The organism is Pseudomonas anguilliseptica, assembly GCF_021375795.1.
GTDB classification, from domain to species: domain Bacteria; phylum Pseudomonadota; class Gammaproteobacteria; order Pseudomonadales; family Pseudomonadaceae; genus Aquipseudomonas; species Aquipseudomonas anguilliseptica_A.
In genome coordinates, this window is sequence record NZ_JAEIOI010000003.1 from 499,727 (window position 1) to 519,313 (window position 19,587).

Sequence of the window (19,587 nt, forward strand, 5' to 3'; positions counted from 1 at the left end):
GCCGATTACTGCGCGGCGCGTTCTTTGGCAATCAGGTGATCAGCCACTTGCAGGGCTTGCTGCGGGCCGCCCGAGCTGCTGATGTCGAAACGGTATTTGCCGTTGACGATCATCACCGGTACACCAGTGATCTGGTAGGCCATGGCCAGTTTCTTGGCCTTTTCCAGCTGGCTCTTCACGCCGAAGGAGTTGTAGGTCTTGAGGAAAGCGTCCTTGTCGACGCCTTCACCAGCGAGGAAGTCGGCCATTTCTTCCGGGGTGGCCAGCTTCTTGCCCTGCACGTGGATGGCATCGAAGATCGCCGCATGCACCTTGTGCTCGGCCTTCATCGCTTCAAGGGTGATGAACATCTGGCCATGCACGTTCCACATACCGCCAAACATGGCCGGGATGCGCACGAAGTTGACATCTTCCGGCAGGGTGTCGATCCACGGGTTAATGGTGGCTTCGAACTTGTAGCAGTGGCCACAGCCGTACCAGAACAGTTCGACCACTTCGATCTTGCCCGGCTTGGACACGGCCACCGGGTTGTTCAGTTCTACATACTGTTTGCCCGCTTCAATCGGCTCGGCATGGGCGCTCAGGCCAAACAGGCTGGTGGCGACGAGAGTGGCACTGAGGATCAGGTTACGCATGCGTTACTCCTTGGCTATGGACGGTGCGTGATGACGAACCGAGGTTCGACCCGCGAGGCAATCTGGGGTTCCGCACATTGTAGGGGCTGTTGCCCCGAGGTAGCGATGCACAGAACGAAAAAGGGCGGCCTGAGCCACCCTTTTTCATTACTGCATGTCGCCCAGCGTGGATCAGTGCAGACCCTGGATAAAGCTGGAAACTGCTTCGATATCCTTGTTGCTCAGCTTGGCCGCGATGGAACGCATGATCATGCTGTCACCATCGTTGGTGCGGTTGCCTTCGCGGAAGTCAGTCAGCTGCTTGGCGATGTAGGTTGCGTGCTGGCCACCCAGTTGCGGGTAACCGGCAGCGTCCAGGCCAGCGCCATTCGGCGAATGGCAGCCGGTGCAGGCCGGCATGCCTTCAGCCAGTTTGCCGCCACGGAACAGCTCGCCACCACGTACAACCAGTTTCGGGTCAGCGGCGCCAACACTCATCTGCTGGCTGGCAAAGTAAGCGGCGATGTCCTGCAGGTCCTGGTCGCTGAGGTTATCCAGCAAACCGGTCATTTCCACGATTGGACGGGCACCGGATTTGATGTCTTTCAGCTGCTTGAGCAAATAGCGCTCGCCTTGCCCAGCCAGTTTCGGGAAGTTCGGTGCAGCACTGTTGCCATCGGCACCATGGCACGCACCACACACAACCACCTTACCCTGGCCAGCTTCAGCATTGCCTGCAGCATGTGCGAAGCCAGTGAGGCCCAGGGTCAACAGCAGACTCACGAGTACTTTGTTCATCAGCTAATCCAATTTACGGCTAAGAGAAAGAGTTTATGCGCCGGACTTACTTGGTCATCAACTTGATGACGGCTTGGTAATCCTCGGCGGTGCAGTCCATACACAACCCGCGGGGTGGCATGGCATTCAGACCATTGGTGACACTCTGTACCAGGGCATCGTTGCCCTTGGCCAGACGCGGTTCCCAGGCAACCTTGTCACCACGCTTGGGAGCGGTCGGAATCTGCCCGTTATGGCACACACCACACGCGCGAGCGTAGACGGCTTCCGGATCCTGTGCAGCCTGAGCACTCAACGACAGCATCAATGCACTGGCTGCAATCAGCAATTTTTTCATCAGATCAACCTCATCAGGGAGGGGAACGTACTGCTTTCTATGGGCAGATGATCTAAATCGTTCCCGTGAACACTTATCCAACAGCAGGGAGAAAGCGCACACAAAATCTGCGCCATTATATACTGGCGTCATTGAAACGGAAACGACGCAGCTTGCCGCGCTACGCGCCGACAGGCAGGCTGCGCGCAAATGTCGCAAGGGCATCGCGCCTGCAATGCCTTCTATGCCCGCCCTCACGGATACCCAGATGCAAGCCAAGAACCCCATTATCGGTCTGTGCCAACAGGCTACGTTCCTTATCAGCGCAGCCAAGGTCGACCAATGCCCGGAGGATTTCGGCCATGAAGTGGCCTTTGCCGGCCGCTCCAACGCCGGTAAATCCAGCGCCCTGAATACCCTGACCCACGCCAGCCTGGCACGTACCTCGAAGACGCCAGGGCGCACCCAGCTGCTCAACTTCTTCAAGCTGGATGAAGAGCGCCGCCTGGTCGACCTGCCGGGTTATGGCTACGCCAAGGTGCCAATCCCGCTGAAATTGCACTGGCAGAAGCACCTGGAGGCCTACCTCGGCAGCCGCGAATGCCTGCGCGGCCTGATGCTGATGATGGACATCCGCAAACCGCTGACTGAGTTCGACATACTTATGCTCGACTGGTCCGTGGCCAGCGAAATGCCCATGCACATCCTGCTGACCAAGGCCGACAAGCTGGCTTTTGGCGCAGCAAAGAATGCTCTGCTCAAGGTGCAGCAGGACATTCGCAAGCGCTGGGGTGATCGCGTCAGTATCCAGCTGTTCTCCGCGCCCAAACGCATTGGCGTCGAAGAAGCTCAGGAAGTACTGGCCGAATGGATGCAGCTGGGTGAGTTTGCCCTGCCGGATGACGAAGACACCGAGACCTGATCCAGTCCTGTAGCGATCCGAAGGGTGGTCACCATAGGTGGGTTGAGCACAAAAAAAACCCCGAAACTTCTTATGGGGGAGGGAAGTTCGGGGTTTAACGTCTGAACCGCTAGGGCGGGGTCCAGAATCTGCCAACACTTAACACAACAAGGAGCATCGAAGGGCTTTGCGGGCCATTCGTGAACTCTGACTGGCCGGGCAAGAATAAAGTTCAGCCGAGCTTTTGAATCGATTAGCTATAAAAACGGCAATATCGATACCCAAAAACCTAAAACGCCCGCCATAGCAGGCGCTTAGCCGCACCACGCCGGCGTCAGTGCGCCTCATCCCAGTTATCACCCACGCCAACCTCCACCAGCAGCGGCACATCCAGCGCGGCAGCATCGCCCATCAGCGGCTTGATCTGCTCACTGACCTGCGCGACCAGATCCTCACGCACTTCCAGCACCAGTTCATCGTGTACCTGCAGGATGACCTTGGCATCCAGGCCGGACTCATTCAGCCAGTTGTCGACCCGGACCATGGCACGCTTGATGATGTCCGCTGCCGTGCCCTGCATCGGCGCGTTGATCGCAGTGCGCTCGGCGCCTTTGCGCAGCGCCTGGTTCTTCGCATGGATATCCGGCAGGTACAGCCGACGGCCGAACAGCGTCTCGACAAAGCCCTGCTCGGACGCCTGTTCGCGGGTACGCTCCATATAGGCCAGCACACCGGGGTAACGGGCGAAATACACATCGATATAGGCCTGCGCCTGCTTGCGATCGCAGCCGATCTGCTTGGCCAGGCCAAAAGCGCTCATGCCATAGATCAGGCCGAAGTTGATCGCCTTGGCGCTGCGGCGCTGATCACTGGTGACCTCTTCCAAAGGCACACCGAACACCTCGGCCGCAGTGGCCTTGTGTACATCACGACCATGGCGGAAGGCTTCCAGCAGGCTTTCATCCTTGGCCAGGTGGGCCATGATGCGCAGCTCGATTTGCGAATAGTCCGCCGCCAGCAGTTTGTAACCCTTGGGCGCGACAAAGGCCTGGCGAATACGTCGACCTTCAGCGGTGCGGATCGGGATGTTCTGCAGGTTCGGGTCGGTGGACGACAAGCGTCCGGTGGCGGCCACCGCCTGGTGATAGCTGGTGTGGATGCGCCCGGTGCGTGGGTTGATCTGCTCTGGCAGGCGGTCGGTGTAGGTGCTTTTCAGCTTGCTCAAGGAGCGATACTGCATGAGCACCTTGGGCAGCTCGAAATCCTGCTCGGCCAGTTCGGCGAGCACCGCTTCGGCGGTGGAGGCCTGGCCCTTGGCGGTTTTGCTGATGACCGGCAGGCCAAGTTTCTCGTAAAGAATCACGCCCAGCTGCTTGGGTGAAGCCAGGTTGAACTCCTCACCAGCAATCTCGAAGGCCTGGCGCTCCAGCGCCACCAGCTTTTCACCCAGCTCATTGCTTTGCAGACCCAGCAAGTTGGCATCCACCAGCGCGCCCTGGCGTTCGATGCGCGCCAGTACTGGCACCAGCGGCATCTCGATCTCATGCAGCACCTTGGCCAGGCTCGGCTCAGCGTCGAGCTTGGCCCACAGGTGCTGGTGTAAACGCAGGGTTACGTCAGCATCTTCAGCGGCATAAGGCGCGGCCTGGGCCAGGTCAATCTGGTCGAAGGTCAACTGCTTGGCGCCTTTACCGGCGATGTCCTCGAAGCGGATGTTGCTGTGATCCAGGTACTTGAGCGCCAGGCTGTCCATGTCGTGACGGGTGGCGGTGGAGTCCAGCACGTAGGATTCGAGCATGGTGTCGAACGCCACGCCCTGCACCGCAATCGGCGTCGAGGCATTGGCGAGGATATTCATATCGTATTTGGCGTGCTGACCGACCTTGGCCTTATTCGGGTCTTCCAGAATCGGTTTCAGCGCCTTGAGCACCGCATCGCGGTCAAGCTGGGTCGGCACGCCCATGTAGCTATGAGCCACCGGGATATAGGCCGCTTCTCCGGCCTTGACCGCAAACGACAGGCCAACCAACTGCGCCTGTTGCGCATCCAGACCCGTGGTCTCGGTGTCGAAGGCAATCAGCTCGGCGTTGCGCAGCTTCTCCAGCCATTGCTCGAACTGCGCTTGCTCCAGAATGCACACGTAATCGCCCAAGGCGGCCGGTGCGGGCAGCTCGGCAGCGGGCGCTTCGATTGCCGTCGCGTCAGCGGCTGGTGCCACGACAGGTGCCGCACTGGCGCTGGGGGCCAGGGCAAACAGATCATCGGCAGGCGCTGCGGCCGCAACTTTGACCGCAGGCGCCGGGTTGCTGCGCAGCAACTCATCGCGCCAGGTCTTGAATTCCAGCTCGGCGTACAGCTCCATCAGGGCCGGCACATCCATCTCGCCCGGGTGCAGCGAGTCGATGGCGATATTCAGCGGCACATCCAGTTTGATGGTCGCCAGGGCGTAGGACAGGTAAGCCATGTCCTTGTGCTCGGCGAGTTTGGCCGGCAGGGTCTTGGCGCCACGAATCGGCAGTTCCGGGACTTTATCGAGGTTGGCGTAGAGCACATCGAGGCCGCCGCCGACGCCGACCAGCAGGCCCAGCGCGGTCTTCTCACCCACGCCCGGCACGCCGGGAATGTTGTCGACCTTGTCACCCATCAGCGCCAGGTAGTCGATGATCAGCTCAGGACCGACACCGAATTTCGCTTTCACGCCATCGATGTCGTAAACGCTACCGGTCATGGTGTTGACCAGCGTAACGTGCGGGCAAACCAACTGGGCCATGTCCTTGTCGCCGGTGGAAATCACCACATCGCGCCCCTCGGCGGCGCATTGGCGGGCCAGGGTGCCGATCACATCATCGGCCTCGACGCCCTCGACGCACAGCAGCGGGTAGCCCATGGCCCTGACGCTGGCGTGTAGCGGCTCGACCTGAACGCGCAACTCATCGGGCATGGACGGGCGATTGGCCTTGTACTCGGCGAACATTTCATCGCGGAAGGTACCGCCCTTGGCGTCGAACACCACGGCAAACGGGCTTTTCGGGTACTGCTTGCGCAGGCTCTTGAGCATGTTCAGCACGCCCTTCACCGCACCGGTGGGCAAGCCCTTGGAGGTGGTCAGCGGCGGCAGGGCGTGGAAGGCACGGTAAAGGTAAGACGAACCGTCAACCAGAACGAGAGGGGCTTGGCTCATGAGCAGGATCAACCTTTTCGGCGGGGGCGGCGGTAGAATGGCCGCACCATTGGAATCAAAGGGACAAGGTTATCATGCGCGCACTCAATCGCCTGTTGCTCGCCAGCCTGCTGGCATTTACCACCCTGGTCGCCCACGCTGAAGATCCGGTTTCGGCCGACCCGGATGTCACCATCCGCCAGGACGGCGACCGCACCATCACCGAGTATCGGCAGAATGGCTTCCTCTATGCGATCAAGATCACCCCGAAAAAGGGTAAGCCCTACTTCCTGGTACGTGCCGATGGTAGCGAAGGCAACTTTATCCGCTCCGATCAGCCGGACATGCTGATCCCGCAGTGGGAAATCTTTAAGTGGTAAGGCGTTTCTAACCTATGTCGGTATTCACCCCGCTTGAGCGCCATGAGCTCGAGGTGTTTCTCGCTCCCTATGGCCTGGGTCGCTTGCGCGACTTCCAGGGCATTGCTGCGGGCAGCGAGAACAGTAATTTCTTCGTCAGCCTGGAACAGGGCGAATTCGTTCTGACCCTGATCGAGCGTGGCCCAAGCGCCGATTTACCCTTCTTTATCGAACTGCTCGACGTGCTGCATGACGCTGGCCTGCCGGTGCCTTATGCCCTGCGCACCGCCAGCGGCGAAGCGCTGCGCAGCCTGGCGGAAAAGCCGGCATTGTTGCAGCCGCGCCTGGCCGGCAAGCATGTGCATGAAGCCAATGCGCATCACTGTCAGGAAGTCGGCGCGCTGCTGGCGCGCATTCACCTGGCCACGCGCAATCAGCCGCTGCCGCGCAAGAGTGATCGGGGCCTGGACTGGATGCTCGCCGAAGGGCCAAGCCTGGCCCTGAAGTTGCCTGATGAACACTTGCCACTGCTGCGCGATGCACTGGCGGAGATCCACACGCTCAAGCCGCGCATCCTCGCCTTGCCACAGGCCAATCTGCATGCCGATCTGTTCCGCGACAACGTGCTGTTCGACGGTAACCACTTGGCCGGGGTGATCGACTTCTACAACGCCTGTTCGGGGCCGATGCTCTATGACTTGGCGATTGCCCTGAACGACTGGTGCTCACGGGATGACGGCAGCCTGGACAGCAAGCGCGCGCAGGCGCTGCTTGGTGCCTACGCCGGTTTACGGGCATTTACTGCGGCAGAAGCCGAACTGTGGCCGGCCATGCTGCGTATTGCTTGCGTACGCTTCTGGCTGTCGCGCCTGATCGCCGCCGAATCCTTCGCCGGCCAGGAAGTGCTGATTCACGACCCGGCAGAATTCCAGCGCCGCCTGGCCCAGCGCCAGCAGGTAGAGTTGGCGCTGCCGTTCGCCTTCTAGATACGGGAGCTGATTACAGCGCCTCGAGACACCCGGCCAATTCGCCCGCCATATTCTCCAACAGAGCTTCGTAACCCTTTGCATCCACCGGCAAGGTACCGCCCATGGCGTCCAACTCGGCCAGAGTGACCGGCAGGCCGGCGGTCAGGGTTTGCGCCAGACGTGGGCGGAATGGCGGCTCACTGAACACACAACTCGGCCCGGCTTGTTGCAGGCGCTCGCGCATGGCGGCCACATGCTGGGCGCCTGGCTGAACTTCACCCAGTACGCTGAACACGCCGGCATGCTTGAGGCCATAGGCGGCTTCGAAGTAGTCGTAGGCTTCGTGGAAAACGAAGTAGGGCTTGCCTGCCAGGCCGTTCAGGCGACTTTTCAGGCGCTGATCCAGCGCATCCAGACGCTCGCCGAATGCTTTGGCATTGGCCTGATAACGCGCGGCATTGGCCGGGTCGGCGTGTGCCAGGTCGGTGGCGATTTTGCCGGCAATTACCCGGGCATTGGCCGGCAGCAACCAGAGGTGCGCATCCAGGCTGCCGGGGCGGTGGGCGTGGTCATGCTGATCTGCGGCATGCGCGTGATCGGCGTGATCGGCGTGATCGGCGTGATCGGCGTGATCGGCGTGATCATCCTGATGCTCGGTGTGTGGCGCTTCACTCTCGCCAAAATGACGCAAAGACATACCCGGAACATCCTGCACCGCCACACTCGGTTTCTCGCGGCCGGCCAGCACGCGCGGCAGAAAGCTTTCCAGATCCGCGCCGATCCAATACAGCAGGTCAGCATCACGCACGCGGCGCACATCGGAGGGACGCAGCGCGTAGTGGTGCGGCGATGCGCCCGGCGGCAGCAATACATCGGGCTGGCCGACGCCGTCCTGCACGGCAGCGGCAATCAGCTGCAGCGGCTTGATGCTGGTCAGCACGCGCACATCAGCGTGAGCCGCAAAACTCAGGGAAAAAGTGATCAATAGCAGGCACACAGCCGGAAAAAGACGCAACACGGGGAGCACTCAAACGGGAAGGAACGAGTAATATAATAACGTCTCTCACCTTATTCGTCGTTGCCCATGACTCAAGCTCCGCTGGCCTCGCGCCCCCACGACCATTCCCACTGCGTCAGCCATGCCCTGGCCGAGGCCGAAGCCATCTGCGCGCGCCAAGGTTTGCGCCTGACCGCCCTGCGCAAACGCGTGCTGGAACTGGTCTGGGCCAGCCACAAGCCGCTGGGGGCTTATGACATTCTCGGCGTACTGAGTGACGAAGACGGCCGCCGCGCTGCGCCACCCACGGTGTATCGTGCCCTGGATTTCCTCCTGGAAAACGGCCTGGTGCACCGTATCGCCTCGCTCAACGCCTTTGTCGGCTGCAGCCACCCGGAACACGCCCACCAGGGCCAGTTCCTGATCTGCCGAAGCTGCAATGCGGCCATTGAGCTGGAGCAGGCGACGATCAGCGACGCCATTATCAGCAGCGCGGCCGGTGTCGGCTTTGCCGTGGAAAGCCAGACAGTAGAAGTGGTCGGCCTGTGCGCAGGCTGCCAGGAGCCCGCATGAGCGATGCCCTGATCAGTCTCGCCGGGGTGGGTGTGACCTTCGCCGGGCAGAATGTGCTGCAAGATGTGCAGCTCAGCGTAAAGCCGGGCGAAATCGTCACCCTGATCGGCCCCAACGGCGCCGGTAAAACCACGCTGGTGCGCGCCGTACTCGGCCTGCTTAAACCCGACAGCGGCAGCGTCTGGCGCAAGCCCAAACTGCGGGTCGGCTATATGCCGCAGAAGCTGCATGTGGATGCCACCCTGCCACTCTCGGTGCTGCGCTTTCTGCGCCTGGTGCCGGGCGTCAGCCGCGCGGATGTGCAGGCTGCACTGGCCGAAGTGGGCGCGGAACAGGTCATCGATAGCCCGCTGCAAAGCATCTCTGGCGGCGAGTTGCAGCGCGTGCTGCTAGCCCGCGCCCTGCTGCGCAAGCCTGAACTGCTGGTGCTGGATGAACCGGTGCAGGGCGTCGACGTGGCCGGCCAGGCCGAGTTGTACCGCCTGATCACCCAGCTACGCGACCGCCACGGCTGCGGCGTACTGATGGTCTCCCACGACCTGCACCTGGTGATGAGCACCACTGATCAGGTGGTCTGCCTCAACCGTCACGTCTGCTGTTCCGGCCATCCGGAGCAGGTCAGCTTCGATCCGGCCTTTGTCGAGCTGTTCGGCGAGGACGCCAAGAGCCTGGCCGTCTACACCCACCACCATGATCATGAACACGACCTGCACGGCGCGGTGGTCACTGAAACGCCTGCGGGCCTGAGCATCAAAGGCCCGGTAAAACCGCATATTCACGGAGATGGCTGCACGCATGGCTGATTTTCTGCTCAACGCCCTGCTCGCCGGCCTCGCCCTGGCGTTGGTCGCCGGACCGCTGGGTTCCTTTGTGGTGTGGCGGCGCATGGCCTATTTCGGCGATACCTTGTCACATGCCGCGCTGCTCGGCGTCGCCCTCGGCCTGATGCTGGATGTCAGCCCAACCCTGGCAGTCACCGTGGGCTGCGTACTCCTCGCGGTGCTGCTGGTGACCCTGCAAAGCCGCCAGCCGCTGGCCTCCGACACCCTGCTCGGCATCCTCGCCCACAGCACCCTGTCGCTGGGTCTGGTGGTGCTGAGCTTTATGCAGGATGTGCGCATCGACCTGATGGGCTATTTGTTCGGCGATTTGCTGGCCGTCGGCCCAACCGATCTGGCCTGGATCATCGGCGGCAGCGCCCTGGTGCTGATGCTGCTGGCCCTGCTATGGCGGCCGTTGCTGGCGATTACCGTGCACGAAGAACTGGCCAAGGTCGAAGGTCTGCCCGTGGCGGCGATTCGCCTGAGTCTGATGCTGCTGATCGCCGTGGTGATCGCTGTGGCGATGAAGATTGTCGGCGTGCTGCTGATCACCTCCCTGCTGATCATTCCCGCCGCTGCCGCCCAGCGCCATGCGCGCACACCCGAGCAAATGGCCTTCGGCGCCAGCCTGCTGGGCATCGTCGCGGTGTGCGGCGGGCTCAGCCTCTCATGGTTTCAGGACACGCCGGCCGGGCCGTCCATCGTAGTCAGCGCTGCCGCGTTGTTTCTGCTGAGCTTTACCCTGCCACGGCGCACCGCCTGAAAGATTGGTGATGCCTCCGGGCACAGTGTAAACTTGCGCGTTTTTTGCACAATTCGAGACGCGCAGTCATGAAATCGTTCGTTTTCCGTGGATTTGCCCTCAGTCTGGTTCTGCTGCTGGCCGGCTGCCAGAGCGCGCCGCAACCGGCCAACCTGCCAGTGGATGATCTGGTCAGCGCCTTCCGCCAGCTCGATCAGAGCCTGGCCAGTGGTGACCTGAGCAACGCCGAAAGCCAGCTCGGCAACCTGCAGCAACGCGCTGCCGGCGACACCCGCCTGGAGCAATACCAGCGCCAACTCGCCGAAGCGCATCTGCAACAGGGCCAGAAAGCCCTGCAAAGCGGTGATCTGGATAACGCCACCAAGGCCCTGAGCCGTGCCCGCAGCCTGATGCCGCAGGCACCGGCACTGACCACCGGCCTGGATGGCGCCATCGCTCAGGCCCGTGAAGCTGAACTGGCCGCCGCCGCACAGCAGCGCCGTGCCGCCGAACAAGCGGCTGCACAGGCCGAAGCCGCCCGCCTGGAGCAAGCTCGGCAACTGCGTCTGGCGGCGGAGCGTCAGGCCGCTGCCATCCAGGCCACTCAACTGCCCAACACTCCCGCCGTGGAAACGCCGGCTCCCGTGCCAGCCAAACCGCAGGCGCGCATGATCGACCCGGCCGCCGCTAGCAGCGTGATCGGCATGCCGATGCTCGACAACCAGGACAACGAACGCCTGCGCAGCCTGCTTGACGGTGTCGCAGCAGATATCGTGACCTTCCGCTGTGCTGTGCGCATCGAAGTGCGCGAGGCCAAGGATTTCCCCTGGGTCGCCTCCCTGCTCAATGCACGGATCAAACGCCTGGACCCGAGTTTCAGCCCGCGCATAAGCCAGGTGATCAAGCCCGCTCAGGTGCCGCAGTTGGTGCTCACGCCCAAGCGCTGATGACACTTGAGTTGCGTAACGACCGGGCTTGCCCGGTCGTTTGCATTGGCGCTGACTACACTGCCCAGAGCAGTTTGGCATTTAATGCAATTTAGCTATAACCATAGGCCTACAAAGATTTTTGCGGCCTAAACAGTGGCGGGTAGACTAGCCGGCCGTTTCTGCCTACCCGGCAACTTTGAAACCCAAAAGGTTTAACGCGTGATCAACTTCCATCAGGTCCACAAGGCGTACCGCGTCAGTGGCCAGAATATCCCCGCCCTGCAGCCGACCGACCTGCACATTGCCCGCGGCGAAGTGTTTGGCATCATCGGTCATTCCGGTGCCGGTAAAAGCACCCTGCTGCGTCTGATCAATCGCCTGGAAGAGCCTTCCGGTGGGCGTATCGAGATCGACGGCGCAGACGTCACGGCGCTCGACGCCACAGGCCTGCGGCGCTTCCGCCAGCAGGTCGGGATGATCTTCCAGCACTTCAACCTGCTGTCATCCAAGACCGTCGCCGACAACGTCGCCCTGCCACTGAAGCTGGCCGGTGAGCTGCCGCGTAGCGCGATCAATGCCCGAGTTGCCGAGTTGCTGGCCAGGGTCGGCCTGCAGGACCACGCCAACAAGTACCCGGCGCAGCTCTCCGGCGGACAGAAACAGCGCGTCGGCATCGCCCGCGCCCTGGCCACCGAACCGAAGATTCTGCTCTGCGACGAGGCCACCAGCGCCCTCGACCCGCAGACCACCGCCTCGGTGTTGCAACTGCTGGCCGAGATCAACCGCGAGCTGAACCTGACCATCGTACTGATCACCCACGAGATGGACGTGATCCGCCGCGTATGTGACCGCGTGGCCGTCATGGATGCCGGCGTAATCGTCGAATCCGGCCCGGTGGCCGAGGTGTTTCTGCACCCGCAACACGCCACCACCAAGCGCTTTGTGCAGGAAGCCGAGCAGGTCGACGAGCACGAACAACGCGATGATTTCGCCCATGTGCAGGGTCGCATTCTGCGCCTGACTTTCCAGGGCGAAGCCACCTACGCGCCGCTGCTGGGCACCGTGGCACGTGAGACCGGGGTGGATTACAGCATCCTCGCCGGGCGTATCGACCGCATCAAGGACACCCCCTACGGCCAGCTGACCCTGGCCCTGACTGGCGGCGATCTGGACGCCGCGCTGGTGCGCTTCAAAGCCGCCGACGTGCATCTGGAGGTGCTGCGCTAATGGAAGCCCTGCTGACTCGTCTACTCCCCAACGTTGATTGGGCGGAAATCGGCTACGCCAGCCTGGACACCCTGAGCATGCTCGGCGGCTCCATGCTGTTTACCGTGCTGCTCGGCCTGCCGCTGGGCGTGCTGCTGTTTCTCACCAGTCCCCGGCAGATGTTCGAACAGAAGGCTTTCTACGGCTTCCTGTCGCTGCTGGTGAACATTCTGCGCTCGGTGCCGTTCGTGATCCTGCTGATCGTGATGATCCCCTTCACGGTGATTGTCACCGGCACCTCGCTGGGCGTCGCCGGCGCCATCCCGCCGCTGGTAGTCGGGGCCACGCCATTCTTCGCGCGCCTGGTGGAAACCGCGCTGCGTGAAGTCGACCGCGGCATCATCGAAGCGACCCAGGCCATGGGCGCCACCACCCGGCAGATCGTGGTCAACGCCCTGCTCCCCGAGGCGCTGCCCGGCATCATCGCGGCGATCACCGTGACCGCGATTACCCTGGTGTCCTATACCGCCATGAGCGGCCTGATCGGCGGCGGCGGCCTCGGCGACCTCGCCGTGCGTTATGGCTATCAGCGCTATCAGCCGGACGTGATGGCGGTGACGGTGATCCTGCTGCTGGTGCTGGTACAGATTCTACAAACCGTCGGCGACAAGCTGGTGGTGCATTTTTCCCGCAAATAAACAGCCGGCGACTACCCGTCGCCAACCCCGATCCCACAAGGAGTTAGTCATGAAAAAACTGATCGCCGCAGTCGCTGCCCTGGCCGCATTCTCCGCTCAGGCCGAAAGCCTGAGCGTCGCCGCCACTGCCGTACCGCACGCAGAAATTCTCGAGTTCGTTAAGCCGGCACTGGCCAAGGAAGGCGTTGAACTGAACATCAAAGTATTCACCGACTACGTGCAGCCGAACGTGCAGGTGGCCGAGAAGCGTCTGGACGCCAACTTCTTCCAGCACCAGCCGTACCTCGACGAGTTCAACAAGAGCCGTGGCACCGAGCTGGTCAGCGTCGCCGGTGTGCACGTCGAGCCCTTCGGCGCCTACTCCAGCAAACACAAAACCCTGAATGAGCTGCCGCAAGGTGCCAACGTGGTGATCCCGAACGACGCCACCAACGGCGGCCGTGCTCTGCTGCTGCTGCAAAAGGCCGGGGTGATTACCCTGAAGCCGGAAGCGGGCATCCTCGCCACGCCGAAAGACATCGTCGAGAACCCGAAAGCCATCAAGGTGCGTGAACTGGAAGCGGCCACCCTGCCGCGCGTGCTGACTCAGGTCAACCTGGCGCTGATCAACACCAACTACGCCCTGGAAGCCAAGCTCAACCCAACCAAGGATGCTCTGGCCATCGAAGGCAGTGACTCGCCGTACGTCAACATCCTGGTGGCGCGTGCCGACAACAAGGACAACGCCGCCCTGCAGAAGCTGGCCAAGGCACTGAACAGCGCCGAAGTGAAAGCCTTTATCGCTGAGAAGTATCAGGGCGCTGTGGTTCCAGCGTTCTAAGACGCCGCGTTAGCTACATCATCTACCAAACCCCGCCCCGTGCGGGGTTTGTCGTTTTAGGGCCGGGCGGCAGCTTCGCGCAGGCACTCCAGCAGGCAGTCCAGAGCCGGCTGACGCTGAGCGCGGCGCAGCACGGCGACCAGTTCGCGGTGGAAAGTCAGCTCGCCCAGTTCGATCACCCGTAACTGCGTCGGCCGCTGCAGCCACAGGCCTGCTCGCGGAATCAGCGACACGCCAAGCCCGCACTCGACCATGCGCACGATGGCCTCCAGCTCATCCAGCTCTAGCGCTTCCTGCACCGTCAGGCGCTGCTCGCGGAGGAACTGGTTGACCCGCCGACCGCCGAACGAGCGCCGGTCGTAACGCACGAAAGGCTGCTCGGCGAGGATCTGCAACGGGTCATCCGCCGTCACGCTGCGCGGGGTGATCAACACAAAGGGCTCATGCGCCAGGCTGATCTGCAGCAGCTCCTTGGGCAGATCGAACGGTGGCTTGATCAGCAGCGCCAGGTCCAACTCGCCGGCGTCGATCTGACTGAGCAGGTTCAGCGACACCCCCGGCACCAGCTTCAGCTCGACCCGTGGCGCGGCTGCACGAAATCGCGGCAAGGCTTCGGGCAGCAAGCCGGTCTGTAGCGTGGCAATCGCCCCGACCTTGAGCTCGCCCTGCCACTCGGCCGCGCTGGTCGGCAGGGCCATCTGCGCATACAACCCAAGCATCTGTTCCGCCAGCGGTAAGGCATGCCGACCGGCCGCATTGAGCACCGCCGCACGCCCGCTACGCTCGAACAGCCGGACGCCCAGACCCTGCTCCAGCACGCGCATCTGCGCGCTGACCGCCGACTGGGTCAGGCCCACCTGCTGGCCGGCCGCTGCGAAGGTGCCATGCCGCGCCACCGCCACAAAGGTTTTCAATTCACGCAGCATCGACGTCTCGATTGATCAATTTTATTGGTGCTTACGAGCAAGGATATTCGCTTTTCATCAGTATCGCTGCTGCTGAGAATCTCATGACCGTAACCTCAAGGACCTAGCCCATGGCGCTCGCACCCTTCCACCTGGCAATTCCCGTTTACGATCTGGCAGCCGCACGGCATTTCTACGGCGAGGTGTTCGGCTGTGCCGAGGGCCGCAGCAGCGACCACTGGGTGGATTTCGACTTCTTCGGCCACCAGTTGGTGATCCACCAGACGCCGAAGATGGCCTACCAGGAAGCCGCACACAGCAACCCGGTGGACGGCCACGACGTGCCGGTACCGCATTTCGGTGTGGTGCTGGGCTGGGAGGATTGGCAGGTACTGGCGGCGCGGCTACAGGCCAAGGGCACGCAGTTTGTGATCGAGCCCTATGTGCGCTTCGCCGGCCAGGTTGGCGAGCAGGCCACATTGTTCCTGCTCGACCCTTGCGGCAACGCCCTGGAGTTCAAGGCGTTCAAGGACATCAGCCAGCTATTTGCCAAATAGCTGCTTAGGAGCGCTCAAGCAGGCCGGGCAACTGCGCGGCCAGCTTGGTGTTGTTGATCGGCGCACGGATAAAACCGCGCTGCTTGCCGTCAGGGCCGATCAGCACCAGGTTACCGCTGTGGTCGACGGTGTAGTTTTCCTTGCTGGTATCGGCCGGGATAAACGGAATGCTGACGCCATTGGCCAATTTCTGAATGGTTGCCTCTTCCCCGGTCAGGCCGATAAAGCCCGCATCGAAGTAATCCAGGTACTTCTTCAACTGTTCTGGCGTATCGCGGTGCGGATCCACCGTAACCAGCACGATGCGCAGTTTGGCCAGGGTTTCCGGCGGCAGCTGGCCTTGCAGCTGGCGCAGTTGGGCGAGGGTGGCCGGGCAGATATCCGGGCAGAAGGTATAGCCGAAGAACAGCAGACTCCACTGATCCTTGAGCTGATCCACCGCCACGGTCTGTCCGTCCTGATTGGTCAGGCTCAGCTCCGGCAAGTTGCGGCTCTGTGGCAGCAGGACGATGCCGGCATCGAGCAGCACGGTGGGGTCACCCTGGCCCTTGCTGGTCAGCACCTTGTTGACGGTCAGGCCCAGTACCAGGGCAACGATGGCAACGAGAACAAAAACGGTGATCTGGGTTCGGGTCATGGCACCAACGATTACAGGTTTAACAGCAGATAGTGGTCGACCAGCAGGGCGATAAACAGCGCGAAAAGATACCAGATGCTGTACTTGAAGGTGCTGATCGCCGCATGCGGTTTGCTGTCACGGTACAACACCACCGCCCAGTACAGAAAACGCCCTCCGAGAACCACGGCGCAGGCGAGGTAGAGCAGCCCGCTCATATGGATGGCATAAGGCAGCAGGGTCACGGCAAACATCACCAGGGTGTAGAGCAGGATATGCACCTTGGTGTAGTGCTCGCCATGGGTCACCGGCAGCATGGGGATATCGGCCTTGGCGTATTCCTCCTTGCGGTGGATGGCCAGGGCCCAGAAATGCGGCGGCGTCCAGGCGAAGATGATCAGCACCAGCAGCAGCGGTTCGGCGCTGATATGCCCGGTGACTGCAACCCAACCGAGCAGCGGTGGTGCTGCGCCGGCCAAGCCACCGATGACGATATTCTGTGGCGTGGCGCGTTTGAGAAAGCCGGTGTAAAGCACTGCGTAGCCGAGCAAGGAGGCCAGGGTCAGCCAGGCGGCCAGCTCGTTGGTAAAGGTCAGCAGCAAGGCCATGCCGGCCACCGCCAGCAACAGAGCAAAGCCCAGCGCCGCCGCCGGCGACAACCGTCCAGCCGTCACCGGCCGTTTGTGGGTACGCGCCATGATCGAGTCGATACGTCGATCCACCACATGGTTGACCGCCGCCGCCGCACCGGCGCACAGGCCGATACCCAGGTTGCCGAAGATCAGCACTTCCCAGGCCACACCCGCACGGGTGGCGAGAAACATGCCGACCAGGGAGGTGATCAGCATCAGCACCACCACCCGCGGCTTGGTCAGTTCCAGATAATCGCGCCAACTGGCGTGGGCTTGCTGTTCGCGCACTAGAGTAGCCATAAGGTCTCTCCTCGATTGTTCTGGTTATTTGCCGGGCAACGCGGCGAAGCCGGCGGGCGCGTCTGTTGCGGGGGATGTCAGCCATGCAGGGCTGCGCAGTCGGTAATTGATCACTACCAGGGTCAGCAGCAGGGCCGCGCCGCCGAGGTTATGCGCCACAGCCACCAGCAACGGCAGATGAAACACCACGTTGCTGATACCCAGACTGATTTGCACCGCCAGGGCCAGCACCAGCAAACCGGCCAGGCGCGCCAGACCATTGCGTTGCAGTTGCCAGGCCAGGAGCAGCAGCACCAGGGTCACCAGCAGCGCACCGATACGGTGAGTCATATGGATGGCGGTGCGCGCATCGCTGTCGAGTTGGCCGCCGAGGTAGTTGGGGCCGATATGTTGGGTCAGGTGAAAGCCATTGGCGAAGTCCATCGCCGGCCACCATTCGCCGTGGCAGGTGGGCAGGTCAACACAGGCAACTGCCGCGTAGTTGCTGCTAACCCAACCACCGAGAGCGATCTGTCCGATCACCAACAGCAGGCCGAGCGCAGCCAGGCTACGCAGCCGTGCCGGAAGATTGGCCAAAACGGCCATTTTGCCGGATAGGCGCAAGGTTAAAAGAAACAGCAGGCTGAGGGTGGCAAAGCCACCCAGCAGATGGGCCGTCACCACCTGCGGCCAGAGCTTGAGGGTGACCGTCCACATGCCGAAAGCCGCCTGCAGGATCACCATACCGAGTAACAACAGGGGCAGTTTCAGGGGCTGAGCCGACTCGTTGCGTCGACGCAACGCCTGCACAGCCAAACCGAGAATCACCAGGCCAAGGCTGCCGGCGAAATAGCGGTGAATCATCTCGTACCAGCCCTTGGCCACTTCCACTGGTGCTTCGGGAAAACGCGCTTCGGCCAGGGTTTGCTTGTGCTCGCTCATCGGTACACCAATAAAACCGTAGCAACCAGGCCAGTCCGGGCAACCGAGGCCCGCGTGGGTCAACCGGGTATAGGCACCGAGCAGCACCACCACGACCGCCAGCAGCGTGGCGAACAGGGCAAAACGGTAACCGGGCTTGCTCATCATCAATCCTTAGCCGAGGCAGCATTAACCAATTTGCGAGATTTTCAGCAGGTGCCGCAGGTCATTGAGAATCGCCTTGCCCTTACTGGTGGCGTCATAACGCAACACCAGATTGCCGTGCGGATCGACGATCCACAGCTGCGCGCCTTCGGCCTTGCCGGCGGTCTTGCCATAGGCATCCAACTGCAGCTGATAGCGCGCCAGTTGCGGGTATTCACGGTGCAGCTGGGCGTCGTAGTCAGCGCTCAGTGGCTGAGCAGTCGCCAGACCGTGCGCGGCGCGACCGACATCGCGGTTGAGGCCGATATGCACCTGACGGGCGAGAAACACCAATTCTTTGCAGGCGCTATCACAGGCCTCCGGAACAGTGACTAGCAGTTGCCAGCGCTGCTCATCGGCACCGCTCACACCGAGGTCGGCGCGGGTCTGCCCGGTGCCAATCAGTTCGCCGTGGTAGCTGCGGGTTTCCGGCACCCAGAAACGCCACTGGTACATGGCACTGGCCAGCAGCATCGGACCGATCACCACGGCCAGGATCAGGATCAGTTGCAGCCGCCCGCGGCGACGCTGGCTGGGTGACACTTCAGGCAGGGCGATGGCTGGGTTCATGGCGAGTCTCCCGCGCATTAGATAGACCGAGATAGATAAACAGGCCGAGCAACGCCGCCGCCAGGGCGAACCATTGCACGGCATAGCCCAGGTGTTTGTCCGGGCTCATGGCCACCACTGGCCAGTCGTCCTGGAATGACGCCGGGCCAGGTAGCAGACGTACTTCATAACTCAGCCCGCCACGCCCCAATTGCTGCCACAGGGCTTCGGGCTTGACCTCGCTGACCACACGCGGCCAGCCACTGGCTGGTGCCGCGTTCTGTAGCTGGAAGGCCTCCCCTGGCGGCACATACACCGTGGCCTGCAGGATCAACGGCGTATCTGGAGTGGCGAAGGTTGGGGTAATACGCCGATCCGGCCAGGGCAGCCAGCCGCGGTTGAGCAGCAGCCAAAGGCCGCTGGCCTGATCGTAGAAGGGTTGCAGCACTTCCACCCCGACCTTGCCATCGCGGGTGCGGTTGTCCAGCAGCAGGGTATGCCGTGCATCAAAATAGCCCTGCAACTGCACACGTTGGTAAGCCGGATCGGGATACCGCTCCAGCTCATCAATGCTGATCGGTGCAGCCAACTGTTGGGCTTGATGTGCGGCCAGCAGCTCACGCTTTTCTTCGGCCCGAGCCAGCTGCCAGAAACCCAGGGCGATCAGACAAGGAAACAGCAGCAGCACCAGTACGCTGGGCAGCCAGCCAGGACGGAAGGCGCTCATAGCAGCCTCCCTAGAGCCCTGAATAAGCTAGCTATACTGCAGCTGAAGCGCATTTCCCTTCCCCCGAAGTTCCGCTTGGGAGTCACGCATGCTCAAAGCCGCGATCATCCTGTTATTGCTGGCGACTCTGGTCAGCCTGTTCAGTGGCCTGTTCTTTCTGGTCAAGGATGAAGGCCGCACCTCACGGGTGGTCAACGCCCTGACCCTGCGCGTCACGCTGACGGCCCTGACCATTGCGCTGGTGACCTGGGGCTTCTACAGCGGCCAGCTGGTTTCCCACGTCACCTGGTAAACA

Annotated in this window: 23 protein-coding genes; 12 read left to right on the top strand and 11 right to left on the bottom strand. The window is 61.9% G+C overall.

Annotated elements, in window-relative coordinates:
• Nucleotides 1-5: 5 nt before the first annotated feature.
• The 3 genes from IOD17_RS13855 to IOD17_RS13865 form a co-directional block, all read right to left on the bottom strand.
• On the bottom strand, nucleotides 6-635 hold the full coding sequence (locus IOD17_RS13855) for a thiol:disulfide interchange protein DsbA/DsbL (RefSeq protein WP_233685648.1): 630 nt from the start codon (nucleotides 633-635) through the stop codon (nucleotides 6-8).
• A gap of 171 nt (nucleotides 636-806) precedes the next feature.
• Nucleotides 807-1,412 carry a c-type cytochrome gene (locus IOD17_RS13860; RefSeq protein WP_233685649.1) on the bottom strand — a complete coding sequence of 202 codons (606 nt, stop codon included), beginning with the start codon at nucleotides 1,410-1,412 and terminating at the stop codon, nucleotides 807-809.
• Between the two features lie 46 nt (nucleotides 1,413-1,458).
• Nucleotides 1,459-1,749: a c-type cytochrome gene (locus tag IOD17_RS13865; protein ID WP_233685650.1), complete on the bottom strand. Its 291-nt coding sequence runs from the start codon at nucleotides 1,747-1,749 to the stop codon at nucleotides 1,459-1,461.
• A 247-nt stretch (nucleotides 1,750-1,996) separates the two neighbouring features.
• Between IOD17_RS13865 and yihA the strand changes: the two genes are divergently transcribed.
• Nucleotides 1,997-2,650: a ribosome biogenesis GTP-binding protein YihA/YsxC gene (gene yihA / locus IOD17_RS13870; RefSeq protein WP_233685651.1), complete on the top strand. Its 654-nt coding sequence runs from the start codon at nucleotides 1,997-1,999 to the stop codon at nucleotides 2,648-2,650.
• A 313-nt stretch (nucleotides 2,651-2,963) separates the two neighbouring features.
• Here yihA and polA read toward each other — a convergent pair whose 3' ends face one another.
• Nucleotides 2,964-5,810: a DNA polymerase I gene (gene polA, locus IOD17_RS13875; RefSeq protein ID WP_233685652.1), complete on the bottom strand. Its 2,847-nt coding sequence runs from the start codon at nucleotides 5,808-5,810 to the stop codon at nucleotides 2,964-2,966.
• A gap of 74 nt (nucleotides 5,811-5,884) precedes the next feature.
• On the opposite strand from polA, the gene IOD17_RS13880 reads away from it, so the two are divergent.
• Together IOD17_RS13880 and IOD17_RS13885 are read left to right on the top strand one after the other, a co-directional pair.
• Entirely contained in the window at nucleotides 5,885-6,169 is a 285-nt protein-coding gene (locus tag IOD17_RS13880; protein WP_233685653.1) for a DUF2782 domain-containing protein, read from the top strand.
• Between the two features lie 14 nt (nucleotides 6,170-6,183).
• On the top strand, nucleotides 6,184-7,134 hold the full coding sequence (locus IOD17_RS13885; protein WP_233685654.1) for a homoserine kinase: 951 nt from the start codon (nucleotides 6,184-6,186) through the stop codon (nucleotides 7,132-7,134).
• 13 nt (nucleotides 7,135-7,147) lie between these two features.
• On the opposite strand, the gene znuA is transcribed toward IOD17_RS13885, so the two are convergent.
• Complete coding sequence (gene znuA / locus IOD17_RS13890) at nucleotides 7,148-8,134, bottom strand: zinc ABC transporter substrate-binding protein ZnuA (protein WP_233685655.1); 987 nt, start codon at nucleotides 8,132-8,134, stop codon at nucleotides 7,148-7,150.
• A gap of 66 nt (nucleotides 8,135-8,200) precedes the next feature.
• Between znuA and IOD17_RS13895 the strand changes: the two genes are divergently transcribed.
• The 7 genes from IOD17_RS13895 (at nucleotide 8,201) to IOD17_RS13925 (ending at nucleotide 13,902) form a co-directional block, all read left to right on the top strand.
• Entirely contained in the window at nucleotides 8,201-8,686 is a 486-nt protein-coding gene (locus tag IOD17_RS13895; RefSeq protein WP_233685656.1) for a Fur family transcriptional regulator, read from the top strand.
• Nucleotides 8,683-9,489, top strand: coding sequence for a zinc ABC transporter ATP-binding protein ZnuC (gene znuC, locus IOD17_RS13900; RefSeq protein WP_233685657.1), 807 nt, complete (start codon nucleotides 8,683-8,685; stop codon nucleotides 9,487-9,489). The genes IOD17_RS13895 and znuC overlap by 4 nt, the downstream gene beginning before the upstream one ends.
• Complete coding sequence (znuB, locus tag IOD17_RS13905) at nucleotides 9,482-10,270, top strand: zinc ABC transporter permease subunit ZnuB (protein WP_233685658.1); 789 nt, start codon at nucleotides 9,482-9,484, stop codon at nucleotides 10,268-10,270. Before znuC ends, znuB begins: the two co-directional genes overlap by 8 nt.
• Nucleotides 10,271-10,338: 68 nt before the next feature.
• Nucleotides 10,339-11,196 carry a PA5502 family lipoprotein gene (locus IOD17_RS13910; protein ID WP_233685659.1) on the top strand — a complete coding sequence of 286 codons (858 nt, stop codon included), beginning with the start codon at nucleotides 10,339-10,341 and terminating at the stop codon, nucleotides 11,194-11,196.
• A gap of 201 nt (nucleotides 11,197-11,397) precedes the next feature.
• A complete protein-coding gene (locus IOD17_RS13915; RefSeq protein WP_233685660.1) occupies nucleotides 11,398-12,405 on the top strand; it encodes a methionine ABC transporter ATP-binding protein in 1,008 nt (335 codons plus the stop codon).
• A complete protein-coding gene (locus tag IOD17_RS13920; protein WP_090254404.1) occupies nucleotides 12,405-13,082 on the top strand; it encodes a methionine ABC transporter permease in 678 nt (225 codons plus the stop codon). Before IOD17_RS13915 ends, IOD17_RS13920 begins: the two co-directional genes overlap by 1 nt.
• A 49-nt stretch (nucleotides 13,083-13,131) precedes the next feature.
• Entirely contained in the window at nucleotides 13,132-13,902 is a 771-nt protein-coding gene (locus IOD17_RS13925) for a MetQ/NlpA family ABC transporter substrate-binding protein (RefSeq protein ID WP_233685661.1), read from the top strand.
• 56 nt (nucleotides 13,903-13,958) lie between these two features.
• On the opposite strand, the gene IOD17_RS13930 is transcribed toward IOD17_RS13925, so the two are convergent.
• A complete protein-coding gene (locus tag IOD17_RS13930) occupies nucleotides 13,959-14,828 on the bottom strand; it encodes a LysR substrate-binding domain-containing protein (RefSeq protein WP_233685662.1) in 870 nt (289 codons plus the stop codon).
• Nucleotides 14,829-14,938: 110 nt separating this feature from the next.
• Here IOD17_RS13930 and IOD17_RS13935 point away from each other — a divergent pair, with 110 nt between their 5' ends.
• Nucleotides 14,939-15,364, top strand: coding sequence for a VOC family protein (locus tag IOD17_RS13935; RefSeq protein ID WP_233685663.1), 426 nt, complete (start codon nucleotides 14,939-14,941; stop codon nucleotides 15,362-15,364).
• 4 nt (nucleotides 15,365-15,368) lie between these two features.
• Here IOD17_RS13935 and IOD17_RS13940 read toward each other — a convergent pair whose 3' ends face one another.
• Genes IOD17_RS13940 through IOD17_RS13960 form a run of 5 tightly spaced genes read right to left on the bottom strand, consistent with a single transcriptional unit; the run spans nucleotide 15,369 to nucleotide 19,292 of the window.
• Complete coding sequence (locus IOD17_RS13940) at nucleotides 15,369-16,001, bottom strand: SCO family protein (RefSeq protein WP_233685664.1); 633 nt, start codon at nucleotides 15,999-16,001, stop codon at nucleotides 15,369-15,371.
• 11 nt (nucleotides 16,002-16,012) lie between these two features.
• Entirely contained in the window at nucleotides 16,013-16,912 is a 900-nt protein-coding gene (gene cyoE / locus IOD17_RS13945; protein ID WP_233685665.1) for a heme o synthase, read from the bottom strand.
• Between the two features lie 24 nt (nucleotides 16,913-16,936).
• Nucleotides 16,937-17,977: a COX15/CtaA family protein gene (locus IOD17_RS13950; protein WP_233685666.1), complete on the bottom strand. Its 1,041-nt coding sequence runs from the start codon at nucleotides 17,975-17,977 to the stop codon at nucleotides 16,937-16,939.
• 24 nt (nucleotides 17,978-18,001) lie between these two features.
• The gene (locus IOD17_RS13955) at nucleotides 18,002-18,586 is read right to left on the bottom strand and encodes a hypothetical protein (protein WP_233685667.1); all 585 of its coding nucleotides are present in this window, start codon (nucleotides 18,584-18,586) and stop codon (nucleotides 18,002-18,004) included.
• Nucleotides 18,561-19,292, bottom strand: coding sequence for an SURF1 family protein (locus IOD17_RS13960; protein ID WP_233685668.1), 732 nt, complete (start codon nucleotides 19,290-19,292; stop codon nucleotides 18,561-18,563). Before IOD17_RS13960 ends, IOD17_RS13955 begins: the two co-directional genes overlap by 26 nt.
• An 88-nt stretch (nucleotides 19,293-19,380) precedes the next feature.
• Between IOD17_RS13960 and IOD17_RS13965 the strand changes: the two genes are divergently transcribed.
• A complete protein-coding gene (locus IOD17_RS13965) occupies nucleotides 19,381-19,584 on the top strand; it encodes a twin transmembrane helix small protein (RefSeq protein WP_233685669.1) in 204 nt (67 codons plus the stop codon).
• The last annotated feature ends 3 nt before the right edge of the window (nucleotides 19,585-19,587 follow it).